Consider the following 24,086-nt stretch of genomic DNA (forward strand, 5'->3'; position numbering starts at 1 on the left):
CCTTCAACCTTTACCTCCTTTATTAAACCCATGTCCACAACGTTCAAGCCAACTTCAGGATCAATAACGTCCTTCAGCTTCTCTAAAATTTTATTCTTTAAATTTACCTCATCAGCTCCCATAATTTAACACCCCAACTATTTTTTCCCTAACAGAATATTATTGTAACGGTGAAGTTAATTGAACGGTTACATTTAATTGATTTTGAGTTAAATTTACCAGAAACCTCTTCTTAAAGCCTTTCTTTCAGCCTCTAAAATTTTTTCATAGAAGTAGTCAGTTTCAGCTTTTATTTTATTTAGTATTGGTTTGACATCTCTAGCTTTTAGTCTTCTCCCCGCTAATGCTATAGCAGCTATTCTCCCGTATTTCTCAATTAATTCAGCCTGTTTAATAGCTTCACTTACAATCTTTTCTTCTTCTTTTGTAAGCTTTATAGCTTTCTTTAAAGAAATCTTTGCTACTATTCGTTCATCTTCATCTAGAGCAGCAATTCTACGCGAATTACATAGTGGACATGAAGGATTCTCTGGCAAGTCGAGTATTCTTATAGGCCTCCACCACTTCCAACAATTTGTACATATAAAAACTCTAACTTCGTTTAGAAGTCTTGCTTTTGTAGCTTCAATTAATATTTTCCTTAATCTCTCAGGTGGAATTATCTCCGTTCTTCTTGAAATCCTTTCCATTGCCAATCTTGAGATAGGGGAAAGCTCAACTGAGTCAACTAGTGCCATTTCAATATTATTATTTTCAATGTCCTTAAGGAAGCGTTCAACATCTTCAACATCTACATCTTTAGTTAAATACTCCTTTAACGCCTCCTCATATATTACCGTATCCTTAAACATCTCTATCAAACGTCTCAAACTGAGAGTTGAAACGTCAGCCCATCTAGCTAATGCACCGAATCTCCTAGCTACATGAACTAATCTTCTTTTAAATAAACCTGATCGTTCAGCCATCTTTATAACTTCAGACTCAATATCCCTAGATGAAAGCTTCCTTAATGCACATTCAATATCTTCCAGTTTAATCCCTCTAGATGCATGAATTACAATTCTATAGGGGTCTTGCTGAACACCAACAGCATGACCTAAAATCTCTGTAACCTCATCAGCAATCAATCTGCCCAGTGCCCTATTAGCAAGTGTACCCAAATGTACATGAATTATAATGAAGTCCTCCCACTTCTCTATCACTACACGCCTATCAGTTGGAACAGGCAAATTCTCCTCAATTTGCCTTACAGTATCCATAATGGCTTTTCTCAAAGTTTCAACATCAGAAGGATACCTATCTAGAAGTTCATTTACTACATCATCTATAGAAGCTCCATTGGATAGTCTTTCTTCGATATATCGTCTAATCCAACCAACTTCCTGAGCAATTTCATATGGTACTGGAATTTCTTCTCCAACCCAACTCGGGATAGCCCCTGTAGGATCATTATCAGGAACTACATAAACTTTATCTCCAACAACCTCTCTTATCTTCCAGAGACTCCCCCTAAAAATAAACTTTCTACCAGGATCACCATACTCAGCAATGAAAACTTCGTCAAGTACACCTACAGGCGTATTATTAGTGGCATCAATCACTAGAAACTGTTTTACATCAGGTATCATAGAAAGCTTATTAAAGAAATATTCATAAATAGGCTTCCTATTTCTAGGCGATAACACTACTTTATCTTCAAAGGCAGTCCAAACAAGACGTGGATACCTATTATGCATATAAGTTAAAACCTTCACTAAGTCATCCTCAGTTAGATTCCTGTATGGATACGCTCTCCCATAAATCTCTAAAATCCTATTAAAAGTCCATCTACTCCTCTGCATTAATAAAGCAACAATCTGATGACAAAGCACATCATATGGCTTCTCAGGAATAACAACTCGTTCAAGATCCTCCGATAAAGCCCTCCTACAAATCACCAATGCCTCTAATGTGTCATCTGGATCAGCAGTAATAATTATACCCTTAGCAATCAATCCAATCCGATGCCCAGCCCTACCAACCCTCTGAACCAGTCTAGTAACTTGTCTAGGTGACATATACTGAATAACAAGATCAACATGGCCAACATCAATACCTAATTCAAGAGAAGAAGTACAAACCAATCCCTTCAAAGAACCTTCCTTTAACCCCCTCTCAGCAGAAATTCTAGAGGGCTTAGATAAAGACCCATGATGAACACTAACTGGGAAATTTAAATCCCAAACTTTAAATCTAGAAGCCAAAACCTCCGCAATAGCTCTAGTATTAACGAAGAGCAATACAGATTTATGACTCTCAATTAAACTCCTTATAAGCCTAAGCCTAGTAGCTACTTCAGGATGGGTATAAAGCTTAGCGGCCAACTCATAATCTTCTGAAGAAGGTTCTGGAAATACAACCTTAAGCTTCATCAATCTAGCAACAGGAACCCTAACAATTTCAACTGGCCGGCCAACACCAACAAGAAACTGTGCAACTAAGCGGGGAGAACCAATAGTGGCTGAAAGACCAACAACTTGAAAATCTCGACCACAAATATATCTCAACCGCTCTAAACCTAAGGATAACTGTGAACCTCTCTTATCCTCAGCTAATTCATGAATCTCATCAATAATAACCCATTCAACATGACTTAAATGCCTCCTCATAACTCTACCAGAAAGAATAGCCTGTAAAGTCTCAGGAGTAGTTATAAGTAAATCTGGAGGAGAACGGGCTTGCATAGTTCTTTCAGATTGATCAGTATCTCCATGTCTAACTGCAACCTTTATATCTAACTCGTCGCTCCACCACTCAAATCTCTCAAGCATATCCCTATTTAAGGCCCTAAGAGGAGTTATGTAAAGAATTTTAATTCCAGGAGACTTTACAGGTCTTTCAATATACATACTAAAAACAGGTAAAAGTGCAGCCTCAGTCTTACCAGTAGCTGTAGGAGCAATTAAGAGAACATTCTTACCTTCAAGAATTAACGGGATAGCCTTCTCTTGAGGCTGAGTAGGATGTCTAAATCCACGTTTAATTAAAGCCCTTTGAACAGGCTTAGCCAATAATTGAAATACACCGGCAAGCATCGTTTCACTCAATTTTGAACCTCTCAAATTTTAATTGACGATACTTAGCCTCTATAGTGAAAAGATACTTAATTCTTTTTTGCTAAAACTTAATTAAGACTACTCACCCTTCATATAGATTGTATATCCACAAAAACCACATGAATACCTATCTTTATGTGTAGCCATTATTCTACCACAACGAGGACACAATTTTCTCTTCAAAGCAATTTTACCACTCGAATAATCATACTCGTAAAGCTCATGCCTCTTCGCCATTTAACTCCGCCACCGCTATTGATAATAAACATCAACATTTAAACTTTATCCACTAAACTCAAGAGATTCACAGTTGATAGACCTTTATAGGCATTAATAGATCTTGGTCCACCAACTGTTTCCCCATCATCACCTTAATTTGAGCTATTAGGGCTTTCGGGGTAACCCCAGAGCCCCACATCTGAAGGTTTAGGACAGCTATAATATCTCTATCTAGAATTAGACCGCAATTCTCACATTTCATCAACCTACCCCCATAGGCTACCATAGTAGCCCGACAGAGGAAGCAGGTCTTGGATGAATTCCTGGGATTTACGTATTTAAACTGGAAGACCATACCACCTCATTTTGTATTCAAGCATGAATTGGAACTGCCTTGCGTTCCACTTGGACAGTCTTCGGTTGGAGTTCTTACAGCGGTTCAAAATTCTGCTTTTGATGTACTTCAATTCCTCAAGTATGGATCCGCTTCCTAACTAACTTAACTTCTTAGCTATCTTAGTGGTCAGCTTGTGCATAAAGTCCCTAGTCCTATTTCTCTCCCTTTTTGAAAACTTTACCATCAGCCTCTTGGCTGTCTTAGGCTTATGCTTGGAAAGCCTCTGTATCTTCCTCCTTTTCAACTCGTAAATCCTATGAATGTGATATAGTTTTCTCAGATCGAACCTTATACTTCTATTGTTGATGTAGGCTGTTATGTCAGTCAGATTTACGTCGAAAGATGCCCAATCCTTAGGTTCTCTAACCTCAACCTTCTTCTTGAAGGTTATTATAAGCTCGTTCTCCTTCAAAATCAATCCTCTGATCAAGTCGTAATCTTTAGGTAGATAATCGAATCTTGTTAAATCCACTTCGAGATAGCGTTTTCTTGGCTCTATTGTAATTACAATCTTACCATTCACAACCCTAAACAGAGTAGTTTTAATGTAGACTGTTTTCTTGGTGATTTCTGGTTTACTCTTAGCTTTTCCTCGATTGTATAGCTTGATCCACCCTTTGACTAGACCTATAACCGAGTTTATTGCGGAATCCACATAGTGTTTTGAATATTCCCACTCCTTGAGAAGTTCGTTTCTTAACTTTCTTCTATTTTTCGTATCGAAGTTTAGACGGGGCTTTACCATTAGCGGAGTATTTAATGTAATGCATGATTTCATCTAATGCTTTCTTCTTTATGTTGAAGTATGCTTCAATTAGATCTAATGGTGCTTTTATGGGAACCTTGTATGCCTTTATTACTTCCATTCAACTTTTCCCTCTCTATCCCTCTTCACCAGCTCAAAGAGATACTCACTAGTCTTCATTTTAAGCACCTTAGCCCTATATTGAGCCCAAGCCCAAAGCTCCTCATCAACCACCTCAATAGTAGTCTTCCTCCCCATACAACTACCCCAAATATTTAAGAAATCTCAGATATTTAAAGTTTTCATTAACATACAACTCTATAATGTCCATTAATGTCTATGAAAAATGAAATAGTTTCAATAGGCTATTTAATAGACTTCTTCAACAAAAACAATGCAAAAACTTGAAGTAGAAGGGCATACACCATGGCAGGAAACTCAAATTGTAATCTAAAAGAAAACCATAAACCGTCCCACTAATAATATATCCAACTCCATAAACCACATAAAAAAGACCATAAGCCAATCCCCTAAACTTTGAAGAAGAAAGATCAGCAACAGCAGCACGATAGATAGACTCTTGCATTCCAAGAACTACTCCAAAAACTAGTGTAGCAACAATAATTAAGTTAAAATCACCCGAGAAGGTGAGAATGGGAGGAACGATAGAGAGAAGAAAGGGTAAAAACAAGATAACTCTACCAATTTTGTCATAAGCTAAACCTGCAATCAAAGCTACAGCTGCATCAACAGCCTGGACAAGCAAATAAATTGTAGGTAGCATCCAAGAAGCAGCCTCTGGAGCAGCCCTGAAAAGTATAAGTGAAATATGAGTTAAACCAGCAGTATTTAGAAGAACAGAAACTGAATAAATCTTAAACTCAAATGGTAATTCAGTGAAACTTAGAGTTTCAAATCCTCCACCACCAATTAAATCGATAGTATATGGCTTCAACCTAGTATAAGCAGTAATTAAAGCAAGAACTAAAAACATGTATGGAATAAATAACATTAAAAACGATCTGCCATAAACATCACCGCTAATAAATAAGGTAAATGCAACTATAGCAGGACCGCCAACAGCACCAATTTGATCCATCAACTCGTGAAGACCGAATGCCTTCCCAGTACCTATACTTCTACTGACATGGGAAAGAAGAGTATCTCTAGCAGGACTTCGAAGAGCCTTAGCAAATCTCTCAATTAAAATTAAAGCTATAGCTAACTCCCAACTCCCAGTAAAGGCAAGTAATGGAACTACAATGAGTAGGAGATAACCTAAAAATGTAAAAAGCCAATAACCTCTAATTACATCAACAAGATAACCACTAAGTAGCCTTAAACCATAACCCATAAACTCACCAACACCCATAGCCAAACCAAAAAACATCGCTGGAGCCCCAAGCCATTGAAGATAAGAGGGAATAACACTTCTAGCACCCTCATAAATTAAATCTCCACACAAACTAATTACACCAAAAAGCATTATTCCAATATAAGCAGCCCTCACTTCAACTCTATCCAATAAATTAAACCTCCAATACCATCTAAAACTAACCTTACCAAAGTTAAAAGCTTTTAGAAAAGCATTATATAAGAACTGAAAGCTTAGAGGTACAAATTGACATCTTGAAACCTTAAATTAGAAGAACATAAAAGTTATACTGGTGGAAAAATTGCAAGCACACCTAACACTCATAGACAATGAACAGATAAGGCTTCATGCAGCGATAAGCTATGGAATAAGCTCAAACGTATACATAATTGAAGATAAGGAAACAGAACAAAAGGCATTAATTGATACTGGATATGGACCTCCATACTCCAATTTAATTAAAAGTCTAGAAAAACTAAAAATCAATATAGACCAAATTAAAAAAGTACTAATAACACATAGGCATAGAGACCATACTAACGGCTTAAAACAATTAATAGGAAAAATTAAGCCAATAATCTACATCCACAAGTTAGATGCAGGAGTAATTGTGAAGCGTCTTGAAGACGCAAAAAAATTAATAATAAGAATAAATGAGGGATACGAAGTAAAGCTTGGCAAAACTCTAATAAAAGCAATACATACCCCTGGACATACTGTAGGTAGCATATGCTATATTACAAGAAATATAATTTTCACTGGCGACCTAGTATTCGCCAATGGAAACTTCGGCAGAACAGATCTACCGACAGGAAACATGAAAGATTTAATCACAAGTTTAAAGAAAATATCTAAACTTAAGGTAAACACTTTGCTTCCAGGCCATGGAGAAGTAGTATTAAAAAACGCTGTTGAACACATTAAACTAGCATTAAAAACGGCTAAATCATACTTTAAAATGAAAAGAAGATTTTAAGTTAATTTTCTCCTACAAAATCTTTCAATTCTGTCAAAGGCCTCCTCTAAAACTTCTATTGGCGGAAGGAAAATACATCTAAAATGATTTTCTCCTCCACCTCCAAAACCAGACCCATGAACCACTAAAACTTGCTCCTCATAAAGTAGATTCAATGCAAAATCTTTATCATCCTTAAACCTTCCATTTAAATCAATTTTTGGAAAAAGATAAAAGGCACCCTTAGGCTTCACAACACTTAAACCAGGTATTTCTCCAATTCTCTTACAACAATAATTTCTTCTTTCTCTCAATTTATCAACCATTTCTTTAACATGATCTTGTGGACCTCTCAAAGCATCTATAGCTGCCCTTTGAACAGGAGTACAAGCAGACAATCTAGCTCTAGCCAACTTAGTTAAATGAGAAATTATTTCTTCACCATATTTTCCAGTGGGATCTTTAACATAAATATAACCTAATCTCCAACCAGTCATTAAATAGACTTTTGAAAATCCATTTAAACCAATTACTGGAACATCCTTAGTAAGAGAAGCAGTACTCTTAAAAACACCATTAACATACACGATCCTATCATAAATTTCATCAGAGACAACTGGAATCTCATACATAGCAGCTAAATCCAATATTTTACTAACAATTCGCTCATCATATATTGCACCAGTTGGATTATTTGGATTAATAATCAAAATGAAGCGTGTCTTGTCGCTAATCTTATTTTTTAAATCATCTAGGTCAGGCATCCAGCCTTCAGACTCAATACATCTATAATGGATAGGCTTACCACCATAAAGCTGGATATAATTAACATAGGGTGCATATGCAGGACCGGGAATTAATGCTTCATCTCCAGGATCAATTAGAGAAGCTGCAACAAAATTAATTGCCTCAGAAACACCTGCAGTAACAATTATGTGGTTAAGTTCAATTTCAACATTGTTAAAAACTTTCTCTTTATATAATATAGCTTCTCTCAAATCCTCAATTCCCACTGAAGGTGAATAGAAGTTCCATTTATCTGCCACAGCTCTACATAATGCATCTTTAATATGTTGAGGAGTATCAAAATCAAACTTCAATGGATCACCAATATTCAAGTAGATAACTCTTCTACCAGTTTTCTCAACTTCCTTCGCAATGGGAACTAGATCTCTAATAGCATATTTCAAAGGTTTAAGCCTAACTGACAGCTTAAAGGGCATCTAACAAAACCCTCTATAAAATAAATTGAAAATCCTTTAAAGCTTTAGCTACAAAATACAGAATTATAGGAAACACAACTGGATAATATAACAATTCCAGGACAATATGACATAGGATAGAATATAAAAGATTAAATACAAATTCACTAAAGCAAACTTGAGAAAAATGGAAAGAAAAATTGCGATAATCATGTTAATAGCACTAGCATTAGCATCAAACACCACAGCATACGCAGAAAATGAAAATTACATCATATCAGGGTACGTAGAGGAAGCCGATGGAAAGCCGCTAAGAAACGCTAAAATAATATTATTTGAAATGCAGGGAAGCGTTTGGAGGCTAACTAACATAACATACACAGATATCAACGGTAAATATGAATTAAAGGTAAACGAGGGAAAATACAAAATAATCGTAACACATGATTTAAATTCAACACCAGGATTCGACTATACAATACATGTAAAAGAAAGCCAAGTCACAGAAGACACTGAAATAAACTTCACATTAATGAAAGCAGCCACAATAATGATAATAGGAGAAGCAATAACAGCAGAAAGCGATGAACCAGCAAAGTACATGGAATTTGAAGTCGAGATACTAAATGGAAGTGAAACACCAGGATTACTAAAAAACTTTGGATTACTATTTGAATATGCAAAAAACATTGGAATTACAGATAAAACAATCATAATACCAGCAGAGTTAAACATCAACATAATTGTGAAAGCTTCATTTCTAATAGAGAGAGAAATAACGACAAACAAATTCAACTTAACAGACCAACCAGTAAAACTGAAACAAGGAGAATACCTAGAAGTTGATATCCGAAAACCATCATTAAAACACTCAATTAAAATGATAGAAAACATCCTACAAGAAACACATAAACTAATAAACGAAGCAGAACAAAAAGGATTTTACATGACACTTTTTAAATCAAAAATTAGTAGAACCGAAGGATTAATACTTTCATCAAAAATAAAATTGAAAGAAGGAAAATATGAAGCCTGCTACGTAGATTTGAGGGAAGCATTTATCTCAATAATAAACATAAAGGAAAAAATAAAGGCAATCTTTAATGAGGCATCAAACTCAACATCAATGATAGTATTCCTATTAGCCCTAACATCAACCATTATTGGAGAAATAATATTTGAAAAGAGAATAAAGAAAATAGTTGCAACTTCAATCTCCTACCTAACAACACTATCACTATTCTACATGTTATTTCCAGGAACAAAACTTATAAGTTTAAGTGACATAATCTCCTGGTCAATAATATCAATAATAGTTTCAGAAACAATCATAATCTGGCCTCAAATAGGAAAAGAAAAACCAGGTGAAACCTCACTAAGAAGTGTTATGTCATCAATATTTTCTCTTGCCAAAAGAAACTTGAAAAGAAGAAAAATAAGAACTCTGCTAACAATGCTTTCAATACTAATACTAATTGGCGGCTTCGTCTCATTAACTTCAGTTAGTATTGAAGAAGGATTAATGGAACGAATATACGAGAACAACACTAAATTTAAGGGAATACTAGTTGATAAAATTAAACCAGCATCAGTGAAGCAACCATTCATACCACTAGACCAAAGAATAATAAATGCATTAAGTCAAAGAGAAGATATTCAATGGATCTCAATAAAATTTGAAAACATCCCTTCCCTATCACCCCTAGACTACTTAATAAAAATTGAAGCAGCAGAAAATAGGCTTCCAATATTTGGAGTAATATCAATCTCCAATAAATATGATCCAATATACAGAAAAATTGAAGAAAGATTGATAGAAGGAAGAATGCCAGAGAAAAGTGGAGAAATAGTAATCCCCGAGATTATTGCATCCATACTAGATTTAAAAATTGAGGAGCAAGTCTACTTAGTAAAAAGTAGAATTAAAGCTAAAATAGTGGGCATTATCCAAGACTATGCATTCAACATTTTAGACTATGATGGAAGAACATTAACACCATCAAAAATGATAATAGTTGACGGAGAAGAACCAATACTAGAAGTAGTTGAATGCGAAGTAGGAGAAATAATATTTCTTTGGTGGGAAGACGCAAGCAAAACATTTGCATTACCATCAAGAATAATTGCAAAAATGGAAGAGGAAGAAAAAATAGTTACACTAGCAAAAAGCATAGCATTAAAGGGAGGATATAGAACACTATCATTCACCCCCAACAAGACATTAGAATACAAATATGGAACATATCTAGAGACAAGGGGGATGGAGGCAACATTATCACTAATACTATCAATATTCAATGTTTCAATAGTAATGTTGTCATCAGTATATGAGAGAAAAAGAGAAATCATGATACTATCAGCACTAGGATTAAATCCAAGCCACATTTCAATGCTATTCTCAGCAGAGGCATTAATCTTAGGAATCGTTTCAGGAGGAATAGGATATATTGTTGGATTATCATTCTATAAAGTTGCTAGAGTGTTAGGGTTATTTATAGAAGTTTACCCTAAAGTCTCAGTTACATGGACCCTTGCTACAATAACCATAGCAATCGTAGTGGCGATTGCAGGTACAATTCCAGCATTAAAATCATCAGTCATAGTTACACCATCAAAATTAATGAGATGGAAAGCCGACAGAAAACCAAGTAAAACAGAAGAACCATGGAGATTTAGTATACCAGTAAGAATAAGAGAAGAAGAGGCCATAGATATGCTAAGACATATATACAATAGACTTAGAAGATATATGGGAATAGAGCAAGTCAAAATTAATGAGAAGGAATGGATTCTAAGATTCAGATACATTACAGGTAGAGGTACAATTGGAACTTCAAGTTCAGCCAATCAACTAAAAATAATAAAGAAAGACTCAGAAATAAAAATAATATTGATATGTAGAGCATATGGTGAAAACCCAGAGAAACATGCCTATGAAACAGCTAGATTAATCAGATCAATAATACTTCAATGGAGAAGTAAAAAATCGTTAAGTACTAGAACTTAGCATTTCCTCAATAATTCTAACCCCAGCTGAAGCTCCTATCCTATCGGCACCAGCTTCAATCATTGCTAATGCTGTCTTTAAATCTCTTATGCCACCAGCAGCCTTAACTCCTAAACTAGAACCAACAGTCCTCCTTAATAATTTAACATCATCGATTGTAGCACCACGAGAGCCAAAGCCTGTTGAAGTTTTAACAAAGTCAGCTTCCGCCTCCTGAATAATAGAGCAGGCTAAAACTTTTTCCGCATCAGTCAAGTAGCAAGTTTCAATAATGACCTTAACGATAGCATCATTCCTAACTCTCTTAACCGCTTTAACCACTTCTAAGATGTCATTTTTAACATACGAGTAATCTCCAGACTTAAAGGCTCCTATATTCATTACCATATCAACTTCAGAGGCACCTAACTCTACAACCCGTTTAGCTTCAAAAACTTTAACCTCAGTTAAATTAGCACCTAAAGGAAAACCAATAACTGTACCAACTCTAACATCACTATTCCTCAAAAGGTGGTAGGCTAAAGAAACATAGCATGGATTAACTACAACACAAATGAAGCCATATTTAATAGCATTCTTACATAACAGCTCTATATCTCGTTTCGTTGAAGTAGGTTTAAGTAAAGTTAGATCAATCATCTTAGCCAACTCTTTAGCATTCACGGAGCATACCCCCATAAATAATAAAGGCTAAATAACTATTAAGACAATTCGTCTTTGAGAGAAGGAACAGTGAGCAAAATGAAGGAGAGAAAAATTACGAGAGAAATATTAGAAATCATCTTAACAATAATATTGGCAGTAGCTATAACTCAAGGTGTACATTATAGTGCTAGTTACATCTTAAATGTAGATTCCCCATTCGTAGTAGTTGCATCAGGAAGCATGACTCCAACACTAAATATAGGAGACCTATTAATAGTTCAAGGAGTCAACTCAAAAAATCTCCAGATAGGAGATATAATCGTATTTAAACCCCCTTACCCATACTGGAGAGGAATTCCCTGGGTACATAGAATAATAGATAAAAGAATAAGAAGCAATGAAATAGAATATAGAACAAAGGGAGATGCAAATATTTCACCAGATCCATTCTGGATTAAGAGCAGTAACATAATTGGTAAAGTAATATACAGAATTCCCTATATAGGATATATAAGCCTATTTCTAAAAGGATGGACTATGCCAATCCTTGCAATTATAATCATCTTGATATTCACCATATTAACACTAATATCAAGAAAAGAATAGTATATATTTAAACGGAATGTTATTAAGAGAGAAAAATAATTTAATCATTTCAGTGGAAGGAGGATTACGAAATGCGGAAGCCCTCTGTAAGAATTGAAAATGTTGTAGCATCAGTAGTATTAGACCAATACATAGACCTAGAAGCGATAACTAGGAGTATACCAAATGTCGATTATAATCCAGATCAATTTCCAGGATTAGTTTACAGATTAAATAGACCAAAAACTGCAACCCTAATATTTAGTTCAGGTAAAATGGTATGTACAGGAGCAAAGTCAGAAAAAGATGTAAAAAGAGCAGTAAAGAAGATTATTACAACACTAAGGTCAAAGGGCATAGTTATAGTAGGTAAGCCGAAAATTCAGATTCAAAATATAGTTGCATCAGCAAATCTAGGTGCTGGAGTAAATTTAGAAAAAGCTACACTGCTATTAGAAAATGTTATGTATGAGCCAGAACAATTTCCAGGATTAATCTATAGGATGAATGACCCGAAAGTTGTATTACTCCTATTTAGTTCAGGTAAAATGGTATGTACAGGAGCGAAGAAGGAGGAAGAAGTATATATTGCAGTTAATAAAATACACAGAAGACTCAAAGAGTTAGGATTACTATATGAAACTTAACTCCTCTTTGTCATTTGAACTATAGCATCATACATTTTTCTATCTATTACATTCTTCTTTAATAGGAACTCGGCGGCATCAGTTATCTTAACTAGGCAATGTAGATTCACTTTAATTCTCTTCAAGTTATTAAAAGCACCCTGCTCCCTATCAATCAGTACAACTGCTCCAGCGACGTCACCACCAGCAGACCTAATAGAATTAGCAGTTAAAATTAGACTGCCCCCAGTTGTTGCGACATCATCAATTAAAACTACTCTATCACCCCTCTCCAAAACACCTTCAACTAATCGTCCTCTTCCATGATCTCTCTCAGATTTCTTCCTAACATAAATTAAGGGTTTCTTCAACTTATATGCAATTAAAGTTGCAAATGGAATCCCAGCAGTAGGAACCCCTGCAATTCTATCGAAATCCTTGATTTCATTTCTAATTAGCTCAGCATACATATTACAAATTTCATTGAAATCACTTGGATAACTTGGAATTACTCTCAAATCAATATAATATGGACTTTTTAATCCAGAGGTTAATGTAAATTCTCCGAATAGAATTGCACCTCTCTTGCAGAGAATTTCAACAGCCCTCTGAGATAACAAAACCTTCCTCTTAAACCAGTTCAGAGAAACCCGCTTACACAATAGTATCTACAGGCTTTTATAATTTTCCAGACCATCAGAACATAAAAGTAAATGAGGTGGCAGACAATATTAGTATAGAGGGTATAACAATTAGACCTATAATCTTTCTACCTCTACTTAAGGGAGAAACATCATCCAACGGACCAGGATGACTTCTATAAATTAACATTGCAAGAGCTAAAAAAGCCATAACATAGTATCCTAGTACAAATAAAGCTATTGCAGCAACATAGGAAACAAGTCTATGATATTTTCTTCCAAAAAAAGCTCTAGCAATATGTCCACCATCAAGCTGAGCTATAGGCATAGTATTCAAAAAGGTTAATAGAAAACCGATCCAACCCGCAAAGGCAACAGGATGCAACAACAATATGTATCCTTCAGGTAAATTTATAACTAATGAGACAAGAAAGTCGAAGATCATAGGAGATGGAATTAAAACTCCAAGAACATATCTTGTCGGATATGAAAGCTTTAGACCTAAAATAGAAACAAAAATTGACGCAACAAAACCGAAAATGGGACCTAAAATACCAACATCAAACAACTGATCCTTATTAACAACAGGAGATTCTTGAATTATAACAGCCCCCAAAGTACCACCAATTTCAGGAGGTCCAGGTATAAAATAGGGTAAACTCGACTTAACACCGTGAAATTCACATGCAATTTTATGACCAAATTCATGTAAGCCTGCTATAAGCATAAAACAAAACACATACAACAACACATTAAATAAAATGTTTCTTCGAGGATCAACAACATCAAATGCAGGACTATTCATTTGAAGCCAACCACTATAAATAATTGTAGACAAAGTAGTTAGAAATAGGATTATAAAAATAAGCGGATTCTTTCTAGGTTTAGGTTTAAAGGAGAAAACTTTAATAATGATGTCTTCATCATGTCTCCGCATGACGGGTATAAAACCTTTAGGATTTAAAGCCCTATACAATCTTAAAAATGACTTTTTAGTCTCAGCTTTAGAATCAACAATGAAAGTGGGAATACCAAATTCTAAATATGAATCGACGATAGGGAAAAAACGCTTAACTAAATCTTCAATTTCTATGAAAGTGGAGGAATAAACCTCATTCACCAATATTTCAACTCCAAGAAATGTTCTTAAGCGAAGCTAAAAATATTTCTCTCAGAGAAACAAAAGTCATAAAATAGGATAGTGGAGGAGTCGGAGTTAACTAAAGAAAAAACAAGTGAATTTAAGATTAGGGAATTTAAACCAGAAGATTTAGAGAAAGTTGTTTTGATAAACAGAACATGTCTCCCAGAAAATTACTCTCCATCATTCTTTATGCATCATCATTATGCACATCCGAAAGCATTCCTTGTAGCTGAAGTAAATGGAGAAATCGTCGGGTATGTTATGTGCAGAATAGAATTTGGACTGTCTAACATTAAATTTGGACTAGCAAAGAAGGGACATATAATCTCAATAGCAGTCTTACCACAATATAGAAGGAGAGGAATAGGAGAAAGCCTCATGAAAAGGGCAATGAAAGCCATGAAAGAATATGGTGCCTCTGAATTCTACCTAGAAGTCAGAGTAAGCAACATACCTGCAATTAATCTATATAGAAAACTTAACTACAAGATAACCAAGCGAATTTTAGGATACTATTTAGACGGAGAAGATGCCTATCTCATGGCAAGATCAGCAGAGGTGGAAAAATGAAGTGGATCATACACTCACTCAAAATAAGAGAGAAAACATGTAAGCTCTGCGGTAAAAAATCAAAACTAATTTCAAATACAATAAAAGTATGCAAGGATTGCTTAATAGATAAACCAAATGAAGCACTACCAATAGCAATGAAAGCACATAGAGAAAGTAAGGGAAAATATGGACTTCCACATGAACCGCCAAGAAATGAGCATGGATTAAAATGTGGATTATGCGCAAACGATTGTATTATCGCAATAAACAGATATGGATATTGTGGACTAGTTAAAAATGAAGATAATAAATTAATTAGACTCGCAGGAACACCAGATAAAGGCCTATTGGAATGGTATTATGACCCAATACCAACAAATTGTGTTGGAGCATGGGCATGTCCCGGATGTACAGGAATAGGCTACCCAAAATATGCCTATAACGCAGGACCAGAATATGGCTACTACAATCTAGCAGTCTTTTATGGAGCATGTAGTCTAGACTGCCTATTCTGCCAAAATTGGCACTATAGAAAACTTACATCAAAACTAGCACCCCTAATAAGTGCAGAAAAACTGGTGGAAAAAATAAACAAAAAAGTTTCATGCATATGCTTTTTTGGAGGAGATCCATCACCACAGATGCTACATGCATTAAAAGTGAGTGAACTAGCAATAGAAAAAGCTAAGAAATGGAAAGGCATAATGAGAATCTGCTGGGAGACAAATGGCTTAATGAACCCGAAAATTGCTGAAAAAGCTCTTCAACTCTCATTAGAAAGCGGTGGAAATTATAAATTTGATCTTAAAGCATGGAGCGAACCAATATACAAAGCATTATGTGGAGTCTCGAATAAACCTGTATATGGAAACTTAAAGAGATTAGGAAAAAGAGTTAAAGAAAGAAAAAACCCTCCACTAATAATTGCAAGCACCCTTCTAGTTCCAGGATACATAGATGCCGAAGAAGTTGAAAAAATTGCAGGATTCATAGCAGACATAGATCCTGAAATACCATATTCACTACTTGCATTCTACGGTGCATATATGATGAATGATCTACCACCCACTAGCAGAAAGCATGCATATGAATGTCTAAGAGTAGCAAGAAAGGCAGGATTAGAAAATGTAACAATAGGAAATATCCATTTACTCGGTAATTATTATTGAATTCTCAGAAAATCTTTCAAGATAAAAATAAACTAATAAAGCAATAATAGAGGGCAAATAGAAGAGAAGTAATTCAAAGTCAAAACGAAAAATAGGTCTTCTAAAAATCCGCAGTATAAATAGCAAAATAGAAATCAAAAACAGAATTATTGAAGCCCACTTTAAAACTGAAGCTTCATCCATATCAGACATTTTAGAAACCATTAAAAAATATGATTAAAACATTATAATCCTTTCTCTAAAATAGAACGTAAACATTATATATTTGAAAGGAATTCAAACCCTAGATTTGTAAGAAAATTATATATGGGGTGCCCCGCAAGTTTACATAATTTCCAATCAAACATGCGGGGGCAAACTCGATTTAATCAAATGGAGGAAAAACATGACGGAAAACGAAAATTCTTCAACACAATTAACAAAAACCAAAACAAACGAAGAAGAAATAAGAGCTAAAATAATTGTGGGACCACCAAAACTAACAAGATATGAAAAGGCAAGAATAATTGGTGCTCGAGCACTACAAATATCTATGGGAGCCCCGGTACTAATAGAAATACCAGAAAATGCTAAGGATCCCCTCACAATAGCAGAGTTAGAATTAGAAATGGGCATTCTACCCATAACCGTTAGAAGAAGAAAACCCGACGGTGGATGGCAAGACATTCCATTAAAATGGCTTCTTAAACTAGAAAAAATAGAGTATGGAGAAAACTAATGTTAAACTCCTAGTTTTACTGGAACAATTAATCCTTCAAGTAATAAGAAGTACTTCTGGACTTCCCCTCTCAGAAAACCTATGGCAACGATATATGCAGCTCTATGCTTCAAGATTATCACTCTACCTAACAATGTAAAGTTGAAAAATTCACCACTATCACTTACAGCCATCCCTTTAAGAAAAATAACACCCATAGTCAATCTGTCATGGCAGTGAAATCTACCTGCAATTCCTCTACCTTCCTTAAACCTATAAGTCATATCACCAATTGCTATTGAGCCATTCTTGAAATAAAATCTCACAGTCCTATTTACTCTTTCTGCACTCATCCAAAGCCTTATATAAACTCTACTTTGAACTCTAGCCTCTTCAGCTCGAGAGAAAGCTACACCCCTCATTTTTAGAGCTATAACTCTTTCACTTGTAGTATCTTCTGCAGCCATGACAGGAAAATTCATTACTGTTAACAGTACAACCAGTGTAAGAACCGAGATGCCAAACACTTTAAAGCATAAAGATTTCTTCACCATTTAAAACCACCAAGTTAAAGCTATAGAGCTTAATATATATTGCTAAAGCAACAATCATCTAGACGAATCATACATATCTAAATTATATGGGAAAACATAATGTATGAATGGTGCAAAAAATGCTATTAATACTAAGAATGTTCAGGGCCGATATAATAATGGAAACAATAAGCTCGATTATAAGCTTCGCAGTAGCATATTATGCCTTAAAAGCCTACAAATTAACTCAAAATAAAAGCTTAATGCATTTATACTTTGGATTCTCTGTTCTCGGTGCAGGTATGCTAACTAGAATATTTTCAACAGTATATGTGATCACACTAGCTAGAGAATTAAACGTAACTATAAGAGGCTTAGTATACATGATTGGAATAATCTATGGAATAATGAGAACTATAGCATACTTTCTCTTCACCTTAGTATACATTGAAAGGACTAGAAGGTTAAATATAGAAACATTAACCATGGCATTAATACCATTAATAATAAATCCATACTTTGAATTTATCCAAATGACATTTCTCGTATATATTTCAACACAAGCTGTCATGAATTTTATTGAAATAAGAAACATTAACAGTCTCTTAATATCAATTGGATTCACACTACTCTTAATAAGTCATTTACTCTTTATGTCGTCGATTATTGAATCATCATACTACTTTATAGGACACGTAACCCAACTCCTGGCGTTCACTTCCATGCTAATAATGCTCACAAAAGTGGGTAGATAAAAATGAGCTCAAAGAAATATAGATCAAGACTTCAAATAATGGCAGACATCATCGAAACTATAAGAAGAGAAGGAGGAAAGTCAGGTGTAACCAGAATTCTCTACGGAGCAAACTTATCATATGACAGATTAATGAAATACTTAAAAGAATTAGTTGAAGCAGGATTAATAAAGGAAATAAAACGAAACGACAAAACAATATATGCATTAACAGTAAAAGGAAACAATTTCATAAGAGAATTTAGAAAAATTAAAGAATTTGCGAAGGCATTTGGAATAATAATATAGCCGTGATGAAAAATGAAACCAGAAATATTCATAGGGACACCAAGTTGGCTTTATAGTTGGAATCCAAATGGATTTAAATGGTATGCACGTAAATCAAAATTAAATTTTACATAAATACAAATGAAAACATCTATGTTAGAATGCATGGAAGAACAGCCTGGTACTCACACATCTACTCAAAAATGAATTGAAAGAAATTGTAGAGACAACTCTAAAGATGAAGCCAAAGAAAGTCTACATATTTTTAATAACAACCATGATATGCTAAATAACGCGAGACAAATGCAATCCATATTTGATAAGTATCTTAAAGAACTAGGTTAAAAGCGATAAGTTTAAATAATTGATAACTTTATCATGCGTTGCGATTAAAATGGTTATAAAACAAAGAGGTATCTATGGAAAACATGTATATGGAAACTTGTATGAGTGTGACGTAGACATCCTTGCAAATGAAAAATCATTAAGAGAAATAGTTGTTGAAGCTGCAGAAAAAGCAAATATGACTCTATGGGACATTAAATCATGGAAATTTGGAGGAGAAAAAGGAGGAGTCTCGGTCATCGCTTTGGTAGTTGAAAGTCACATAGCAGTACATACATGGACCGAGTATGCATATGCAACTGTCGACGTATATACATGTGGTAGAAATAGTGACCCTGAAGTAGCCTTCGACTATATAGCAAATAGATTAAAAGCCAAGAAAGTTAAGAAACACTATGCAGATAGATCAGCCATCCAATAATATATTAATTCTAAAGTTTAAATTTTAAATAAAGCTTAAAGCTTTAAAAAACAGCATATTTACTCTGTGGAGGAGAATTAAATAATGGAGGATACTATTCTAGCATTTTATACAATAGCTCTAATAATGTTAATTGGATTCTTTGGAATGCTCTTCTTCAGAAAAACAAGTATCCCAGATGTAGTTTTCCTATTATTGTTTGGAGTTATATTGGGCCCATTCACACATATAATAAATATCGAAGCGACATATGGAGTATTACCATATATGGCAATGTTTGCAATATCAATACTACTTTTCGATAGTGGAATGAGAATAAATATAGACAGACTTCTCGAGAAAGGCAAAATATTGATTGGAACATCCCTACTCAGCTTCATAATAAGTTTAACTGTAACGACATTATTTTTAAAATACATGCTGTATCTACGATGGTCATATAGCTTGATGATAGGTTCAACATTAGCTGTAAGTGGATCAATGACGCTCATTACACTAATAAGAAAAATGCCTATAAAGGAAGAAGCTCTCTTGACTTTAACACTAGAAATGGCACTTACAAATGTAATATCAATCATAATAGCACTCTCATGTCTAGAATACTTAAACCTGAAAATCGTACCACCTGAAAAAATTTTAGTTATGCTAACTTCAAAATTCTCCACTGGAATACTAATCGGCTTTATTGTCGGAGTAGTTTGGTTAATGGTAATATACGTGCTCAGAGAGGAAGAATACTTCTACATGTTTACTTTATCTGTATTAATTGGAGCATATTCCCTTGCCGAAACTTTAGGAGGAAGTGGAGCATTAGCGTCACTAATATTTGGACTAGTACTTGGAAATGACGAAAAAATAGCATCAATACTCGGGTTAAGAATAAAAATTGAAGAATTAAGACCCATAAGAGATTTGACAAAAAGATTTCACTCAGAAATAACATTTCTCATGAGATCCTTTTTCTTCGTATTACTTGGATTAATATACTTTTTCGGAGATATTACAGAAATCATCTTTGGAGCAATAATAACATGCCTACTATTCATATCAAGATTCATTGCAATTTCAATTATAACTATAAAAACCACTCTCTCAAGTGAAAGAAAAATCTTAACTTGTGCTCTAGGCAGAGGATTAGTAACAGCAGTTTTAGGTATAATGCCGAAACAATACAATTTAACATACCCCGATTTAATACTAGGACTTGTTGTAAACGTACTCTTCTTAAGCAACATACTTATGGCGATTACATTATCTACGATAAGAGAATACAGGTTATGGAGAAAAAGACTAGAAGAAATAGCTGGAGAAGAAGAGAAGTAACCATAGGAACATTGATAATAATAAGTAGTATAAAAATCAAAATCACACTATAAAGGAAGCACAATAATTATATAATAAAATGTTTAAACTAAGTAGAAATTATATTTATAACCTAAAGTATTCGAACCATAATAATTAAAATCTTAAATAAAGAAGAGAATGATATTTATATCATCAAAAGTAACTTAGAAAAATATATAAAAATTTGTTACTTAAGACTATTAAACAATATATCAATAAACCTATTAATAAACATTAAAAAGTCCCTGAAGCAATGTATAAATAGGATTCAACGATGAGGAAAACTACATTAAACATCACACTTTATATTCTAATTATACTCTCAGGAACATTTACAGCTTGGTCCATACTATGTCCAGCTCCAATGAAAATAGGTGCATTAGAAATTAATGGTTACATTACGGATTTCTGGTGGGATTTAGATTTAAAAACACCTTTAAACATAATGATTGAAGCGAATTTAACAACATATTATAAAGAGCTAGAGTTATGGCAGGTAGAGTTATATTACACCAGTGAAATATATGGAGGACAAGAAATAAGAATTTTTGGTGTCCTACTATATCCTAAAAATAGAGAAAAACTTCCAGGAATACTATTAGTTCATGACTACGGAAGCAACTTAGAGCAAATGCTTTATTATGCTAGATTTTTAGCCTCAAATGATTATGCAGTCTTAGTTATAGATTCACCTGGCCATGGAAAATCCACAAATTTCCCACAATTAACCCCCAACAACATAGTTAATGTCACTGAAGGACCACTAGGAGGATATTTAGCTCACGCCATAATAGCATCGTTAAGAGGACTAGAAGTCTTAGGAAATCAAAAATTCGTAAACAAATCAAACTTAGGATTATGTGGATTTGGCATGGGAGGACTAATTTCATTTATAGCTGGAAGATTAAACTGGAATGTAAAGGCAATTGTACCGATGTTTGCGAGTGGAAACTTCCCATTATCTATAGCTTCAGGAGGACTTGTAAACATAATGATACCAGTTGAAAGTAAGCTATCAAGTATAGAAGTCATCAAAATTTATGCAAATATTTTGATGTGCTACCATATGCAAGAGAAATTAATAGGGCAGTATTGATACTAGCAGGAACAAATGATGAATTTCTCCCTCTAGAGTCAATTAATAATACTTACAGCGTTATATCGTCAGATCATAAATTTATATCAATAGCTCCAAATTGGAGGCATCGCATAGATTACGATAGTTGGGAAAAACTAGTATTAAAATTCTTCAACACATACCTGAAAAATTGGGGGTATTTTTCAAGCCTAGAATATTCATGGAAAAAATTAGTTTTCAATTAGCAAACATGCATTATATAAGCCTAACTCGTCCAGAAGATGGGAAAATATATTTCAGGCCAGCATTACTTGGATTTCCATGGATTGAAGCATATAAGGCAACAGTAATATTTTCAATTATACCCAGCGGAATAGAATATTATGTAGCAGGAATATCTAACAACACCTTTGAAACTTCAACGCCAATAAGAATAATAGGCAGAAATTCATTTCTCACTCCATTAATTCTAATTCTTTCAATAGGACTACTCCTCTATAAAGCTGAGAGAAAAAGAGAGTTAGCAATAAAAATATCTTATTGGCTCTTACTTTTATTTTCAATGTTTCTTCCACTAGTAACTGTATGGGGCAGATTTACCTTAACCATTCCACATATAATTGAAAGATATGGGGTATTATTAGGAATAATTCATTTCGCATGGCTTTTAATTTTAATTGGTACTGCATCAACACTAATACTCACCTTAAATGGAAGACTAATTACAGCAAGTATCACTCAAACAATAATATCGCTCATAGCATTTCTAATTGCAATTTCAGTGATAAGACTAAGAGAAATGGCGATTCCAAATATAGGCTTTATCATACCCATAATAATGATAATTATCGTTATTATTGAGAGAAAAAGGAGAAAGCCTGAGCCGGAGGCAGAGCTGATAAAAGTATTACCACCTATAAAGGAAGAATACTAGTGAGAGACAATGATTAATTAGGCTAATGAATTTTTCTAGGTTTGCAAATTATTTCTCTAACCTCCAAGTCGAAGAAATTTGTGCTATGTGCAGGCTTAACTACTAGTGCAACATCAGCGCCTCTTCCTGTGCCAGCAATTGCTATAACTTCTCTATCAACTGGAATTAAACCAGCGTCAGCTGCCATCACAGTTATCTCAATAGCAGCCTTAACACCTTCTCCAAATAGGCGTAAAGTATTAGCCATAAGTTCTAATGGCATCCACGTAGCCAGCTGTCTTCTAATACTTCTCTCAACAGCACTGAGAGCATGAGTCCCAGTATAGATTTTTCCTCCCAAAGATAAAATTTCATTTCTATAATCTATCCTAAATTCGCTAAGGCCAGGTGAAGAAAAACCAACACAATGAGAAACTACAATTACATTGTAACCCTTAAATAACTTACAAGCCTTTAAGCCAGTCTCTCCAGTTGTTGAAGCAACAACTATATGTTTAATTTGAAGTTCATCAGCACGTTTTTTCGCTAATCTTAAAGTTTCATCAGTATTTACACGACCAGGATTATCAAAATATACAGTCTCTTTAACCCTCACAATATCATCCTCCAACTACAATAATAAATATCTACGATTAAAGTTATTTAAGAGAATAATTTATAAGTCCATTGAAAAGCTAAATTAAACTTAAACCATAATATTTAATGGTGAAAAAATGAAAATTTTAATCACCGGATTTGAACCATATGGAAAAGAGACTTACAATCCATCAGGAGAAGTAGCACTAAAACTCAACGGGTATAAATTAAATGAATCGAAAATTTTTGGTATAGAAATCCCAGTATCATATAGGAGAGTTAAAGAAATATTAGTTAGAAAAATAGAAGAAATAAAACCCCAAATTATAATTAATTTAGGATTGGCTCCTGGGACATCATATATTCGAGTAGAAAGAGTAGCAATAAACATTATGGATGCAGGACCAGACAATGATGGATACAGACCAATAGATGAACCAATCGATCCAGATGGGCCTCCAGCATACTTCGCCACTATACCAATAAAGGAGATAGTCAAAAAACTAAAGGAAAATGGTATTCCAGCAGCAATTTCAAATAGTGCAGGAACATTTCTATGCAACTACACAATGTACTACACTTTACATCACATTTCAAACAAAAGTTTAAAGACACTTGCAGGTTTTATCCATATCCCATATACACCAAGACAAGCAGCAGAGAAAGAAAGACATCCACCAGCAAGTCTACCGTTAAGCTTAGTTGAAGAAGCAGTTAAAATAGCAGTTAAATCATCAATAAAATCATGGAAAAATAAATTTAAAAAAGCCAATTAAAATT

30 protein-coding genes and 1 pseudogene are annotated in these 24,086 nt (G+C 34.3%); 15 read left to right on the forward strand and 16 right to left on the reverse strand.

What is annotated here, in order from left to right; all coding sequences use genetic code 11:
• From ACW8TM_RS09975 to ACW8TM_RS10020, 10 genes and pseudogenes are all read right to left on the reverse strand, one after another.
• On the reverse strand, positions 1 to 122 hold a 122-nt coding region (locus ACW8TM_RS09975; protein ID WP_491533174.1), incomplete at its 3' end, for an iron-sulfur cluster assembly protein.
• 93 nt (positions 123 to 215) lie between these two features.
• Positions 216 to 3,074: a DEAD/DEAH box helicase gene (locus tag ACW8TM_RS09980; protein ID WP_491533144.1), complete on the reverse strand. Its 2,859-nt coding sequence runs from the start codon at positions 3,072 to 3,074 to the stop codon at positions 216 to 218.
• 99 nt (positions 3,075 to 3,173) lie between these two features.
• A complete protein-coding gene (locus ACW8TM_RS09985; RefSeq protein WP_491533145.1) occupies positions 3,174 to 3,332 on the reverse strand; it encodes a 30S ribosomal protein S27ae in 159 nt (52 codons plus the stop codon).
• 67 nt (positions 3,333 to 3,399) lie between these two features.
• Positions 3,400 to 3,576 (reverse strand): hypothetical protein, encoded by a 177-nt coding sequence (locus ACW8TM_RS09990; RefSeq protein ID WP_491533179.1) that lies wholly within the window; start codon positions 3,574 to 3,576, stop codon positions 3,400 to 3,402.
• Positions 3,577 to 3,669 (reverse strand): annotated as a pseudogene (locus ACW8TM_RS09995) (hypothetical protein); the annotation flags it as partial.
• Positions 3,653 to 3,781, reverse strand: a complete 129-nt coding sequence (locus tag ACW8TM_RS10000; RefSeq protein WP_491533146.1) for a transposase family protein — start codon at positions 3,779 to 3,781, stop codon at positions 3,653 to 3,655. The gene ACW8TM_RS10000 and the pseudogene ACW8TM_RS09995, both read right to left, overlap by 17 nt.
• Positions 3,782 to 3,808: 27 nt before the next feature.
• Complete coding sequence (locus ACW8TM_RS10005) at positions 3,809 to 4,489, reverse strand: nuclease/transposase family protein (protein WP_491533147.1); 681 nt, start codon at positions 4,487 to 4,489, stop codon at positions 3,809 to 3,811.
• Positions 4,419 to 4,577: a hypothetical protein gene (locus ACW8TM_RS10010; RefSeq protein WP_491533148.1), complete on the reverse strand. Its 159-nt coding sequence runs from the start codon at positions 4,575 to 4,577 to the stop codon at positions 4,419 to 4,421. The genes ACW8TM_RS10005 and ACW8TM_RS10010 overlap by 71 nt, the downstream gene beginning before the upstream one ends.
• Positions 4,568 to 4,714, reverse strand: a complete 147-nt coding sequence (locus tag ACW8TM_RS10015) for a hypothetical protein (RefSeq protein WP_491533149.1) — start codon at positions 4,712 to 4,714, stop codon at positions 4,568 to 4,570. The genes ACW8TM_RS10010 and ACW8TM_RS10015 overlap by 10 nt, the downstream gene beginning before the upstream one ends.
• Before the next feature lie 124 nt (positions 4,715 to 4,838).
• Entirely contained in the window at positions 4,839 to 5,981 is a 1,143-nt protein-coding gene (locus ACW8TM_RS10020; RefSeq protein ID WP_491533150.1) for an MFS transporter, read from the reverse strand.
• 151 nt (positions 5,982 to 6,132) lie between these two features.
• On the opposite strand from ACW8TM_RS10020, the gene ACW8TM_RS10025 reads away from it, so the two are divergent.
• A complete protein-coding gene (locus ACW8TM_RS10025) occupies positions 6,133 to 6,807 on the forward strand; it encodes an MBL fold metallo-hydrolase (protein ID WP_491533151.1) in 675 nt (224 codons plus the stop codon).
• Here the strand turns inward: ACW8TM_RS10025 and ACW8TM_RS10030 are convergent.
• Complete coding sequence (locus ACW8TM_RS10030; protein WP_491533152.1) at positions 6,804 to 8,009, reverse strand: aminotransferase class I/II-fold pyridoxal phosphate-dependent enzyme; 1,206 nt, start codon at positions 8,007 to 8,009, stop codon at positions 6,804 to 6,806. The two genes, ACW8TM_RS10025 and ACW8TM_RS10030, sit on opposite strands and share 4 nt — an antisense overlap.
• Positions 8,010 to 8,175: 166 nt before the next feature.
• Between ACW8TM_RS10030 and ACW8TM_RS10035 the strand changes: the two genes are divergently transcribed.
• Positions 8,176 to 10,995, forward strand: coding sequence for an FtsX-like permease family protein (locus ACW8TM_RS10035; RefSeq protein ID WP_491533153.1), 2,820 nt, complete (start codon positions 8,176 to 8,178; stop codon positions 10,993 to 10,995).
• Here the strand turns inward: ACW8TM_RS10035 and deoC are convergent.
• Complete coding sequence (gene deoC / locus ACW8TM_RS10040; RefSeq protein WP_491533175.1) at positions 10,978 to 11,634, reverse strand: deoxyribose-phosphate aldolase; 657 nt, start codon at positions 11,632 to 11,634, stop codon at positions 10,978 to 10,980. The genes ACW8TM_RS10035 and deoC overlap by 18 nt on opposite strands.
• Positions 11,635 to 11,736: 102 nt before the next feature.
• On the opposite strand from deoC, the gene ACW8TM_RS10045 reads away from it, so the two are divergent.
• Both ACW8TM_RS10045 and ACW8TM_RS10050 read left to right on the forward strand, forming a co-directional pair.
• Positions 11,737 to 12,246, forward strand: coding sequence for a signal peptidase I (locus ACW8TM_RS10045; RefSeq protein ID WP_491533154.1), 510 nt, complete (start codon positions 11,737 to 11,739; stop codon positions 12,244 to 12,246).
• 71 nt (positions 12,247 to 12,317) lie between these two features.
• Positions 12,318 to 12,872, forward strand: coding sequence for a TATA-box-binding protein (locus tag ACW8TM_RS10050; protein WP_491533155.1), 555 nt, complete (start codon positions 12,318 to 12,320; stop codon positions 12,870 to 12,872).
• Here the strand turns inward: ACW8TM_RS10050 and pyrE are convergent.
• Together pyrE and ACW8TM_RS10060 are read right to left on the reverse strand one after the other, a co-directional pair.
• On the reverse strand, positions 12,869 to 13,513 hold the full coding sequence (pyrE, locus tag ACW8TM_RS10055; RefSeq protein WP_491533156.1) for an orotate phosphoribosyltransferase: 645 nt from the start codon (positions 13,511 to 13,513) through the stop codon (positions 12,869 to 12,871). The genes ACW8TM_RS10050 and pyrE overlap by 4 nt on opposite strands.
• 34 nt (positions 13,514 to 13,547) lie before the next feature.
• Positions 13,548 to 14,612, reverse strand: a complete 1,065-nt coding sequence (locus ACW8TM_RS10060) for a site-2 protease family protein (protein ID WP_491533176.1) — start codon at positions 14,610 to 14,612, stop codon at positions 13,548 to 13,550.
• A gap of 81 nt (positions 14,613 to 14,693) precedes the next feature.
• On the opposite strand from ACW8TM_RS10060, the gene rimI reads away from it, so the two are divergent.
• From rimI to ACW8TM_RS10075, 3 genes are all read left to right on the forward strand, one after another.
• Complete coding sequence (gene rimI / locus ACW8TM_RS10065; protein WP_491533157.1) at positions 14,694 to 15,206, forward strand: ribosomal protein S18-alanine N-acetyltransferase; 513 nt, start codon at positions 14,694 to 14,696, stop codon at positions 15,204 to 15,206.
• Positions 15,203 to 16,357 carry a radical SAM protein gene (locus ACW8TM_RS10070; protein WP_491533158.1) on the forward strand — a complete coding sequence of 385 codons (1,155 nt, stop codon included), beginning with the start codon at positions 15,203 to 15,205 and terminating at the stop codon, positions 16,355 to 16,357. Before rimI ends, ACW8TM_RS10070 begins: the two co-directional genes overlap by 4 nt.
• A gap of 385 nt (positions 16,358 to 16,742) precedes the next feature.
• Positions 16,743 to 17,075 (forward strand): DNA-directed RNA polymerase subunit K, encoded by a 333-nt coding sequence (locus tag ACW8TM_RS10075; protein WP_491533159.1) that lies wholly within the window; start codon positions 16,743 to 16,745, stop codon positions 17,073 to 17,075.
• A 2-nt stretch (positions 17,076 to 17,077) separates the two neighbouring features.
• On the opposite strand, the gene ACW8TM_RS10080 is transcribed toward ACW8TM_RS10075, so the two are convergent.
• Complete coding sequence (locus tag ACW8TM_RS10080; RefSeq protein WP_491533160.1) at positions 17,078 to 17,608, reverse strand: hypothetical protein; 531 nt, start codon at positions 17,606 to 17,608, stop codon at positions 17,078 to 17,080.
• Between the two features lie 119 nt (positions 17,609 to 17,727).
• Here ACW8TM_RS10080 and ACW8TM_RS10085 point away from each other — a divergent pair, with 119 nt between their 5' ends.
• The 7 genes from ACW8TM_RS10085 to ACW8TM_RS10115 all read left to right on the forward strand — a co-directional run bounded on the left by ACW8TM_RS10085 (position 17,728) and on the right by ACW8TM_RS10115 (position 22,730).
• A complete protein-coding gene (locus ACW8TM_RS10085) occupies positions 17,728 to 18,342 on the forward strand; it encodes a DUF7521 family protein (RefSeq protein WP_491533161.1) in 615 nt (204 codons plus the stop codon).
• A 2-nt stretch (positions 18,343 to 18,344) separates the two neighbouring features.
• Complete coding sequence (gene sso10a / locus ACW8TM_RS10090; RefSeq protein WP_491533162.1) at positions 18,345 to 18,629, forward strand: Sso10a family chromatin protein; 285 nt, start codon at positions 18,345 to 18,347, stop codon at positions 18,627 to 18,629.
• Positions 18,630 to 19,002: 373 nt separating this feature from the next.
• On the forward strand, positions 19,003 to 19,374 hold the full coding sequence (gene speD / locus ACW8TM_RS10095) for an adenosylmethionine decarboxylase (protein ID WP_491533163.1): 372 nt from the start codon (positions 19,003 to 19,005) through the stop codon (positions 19,372 to 19,374).
• A gap of 84 nt (positions 19,375 to 19,458) precedes the next feature.
• Positions 19,459 to 20,697 carry a cation:proton antiporter domain-containing protein gene (locus ACW8TM_RS10100; protein WP_491533164.1) on the forward strand — a complete coding sequence of 413 codons (1,239 nt, stop codon included), beginning with the start codon at positions 19,459 to 19,461 and terminating at the stop codon, positions 20,695 to 20,697.
• 295 nt (positions 20,698 to 20,992) lie between these two features.
• Positions 20,993 to 21,814, forward strand: coding sequence for a dienelactone hydrolase family protein (locus ACW8TM_RS10105; RefSeq protein WP_491533165.1), 822 nt, complete (start codon positions 20,993 to 20,995; stop codon positions 21,812 to 21,814).
• Positions 21,775 to 22,041: a hypothetical protein gene (locus tag ACW8TM_RS10110; protein WP_491533166.1), complete on the forward strand. Its 267-nt coding sequence runs from the start codon at positions 21,775 to 21,777 to the stop codon at positions 22,039 to 22,041. The genes ACW8TM_RS10105 and ACW8TM_RS10110 overlap by 40 nt, the downstream gene beginning before the upstream one ends.
• Positions 21,942 to 22,730 carry a hypothetical protein gene (locus tag ACW8TM_RS10115; RefSeq protein ID WP_491533180.1) on the forward strand — a complete coding sequence of 263 codons (789 nt, stop codon included), beginning with the start codon at positions 21,942 to 21,944 and terminating at the stop codon, positions 22,728 to 22,730. Before ACW8TM_RS10110 ends, ACW8TM_RS10115 begins: the two co-directional genes overlap by 100 nt.
• Before the next feature lie 22 nt (positions 22,731 to 22,752).
• Here the strand turns inward: ACW8TM_RS10115 and ACW8TM_RS10120 are convergent, their stop codons facing one another.
• Complete coding sequence (locus ACW8TM_RS10120) at positions 22,753 to 23,325, reverse strand: pyruvate kinase alpha/beta domain-containing protein (RefSeq protein ID WP_491533167.1); 573 nt, start codon at positions 23,323 to 23,325, stop codon at positions 22,753 to 22,755.
• 118 nt (positions 23,326 to 23,443) lie between these two features.
• On the opposite strand from ACW8TM_RS10120, the gene pcp reads away from it, so the two are divergent.
• Positions 23,444 to 24,082 carry a pyroglutamyl-peptidase I gene (gene pcp / locus ACW8TM_RS10125; RefSeq protein WP_491533168.1) on the forward strand — a complete coding sequence of 213 codons (639 nt, stop codon included), beginning with the start codon at positions 23,444 to 23,446 and terminating at the stop codon, positions 24,080 to 24,082.
• Positions 24,083 to 24,086 lie beyond the last annotated feature (4 nt).

Source organism: Candidatus Culexmicrobium sp. (assembly GCF_058356305.1).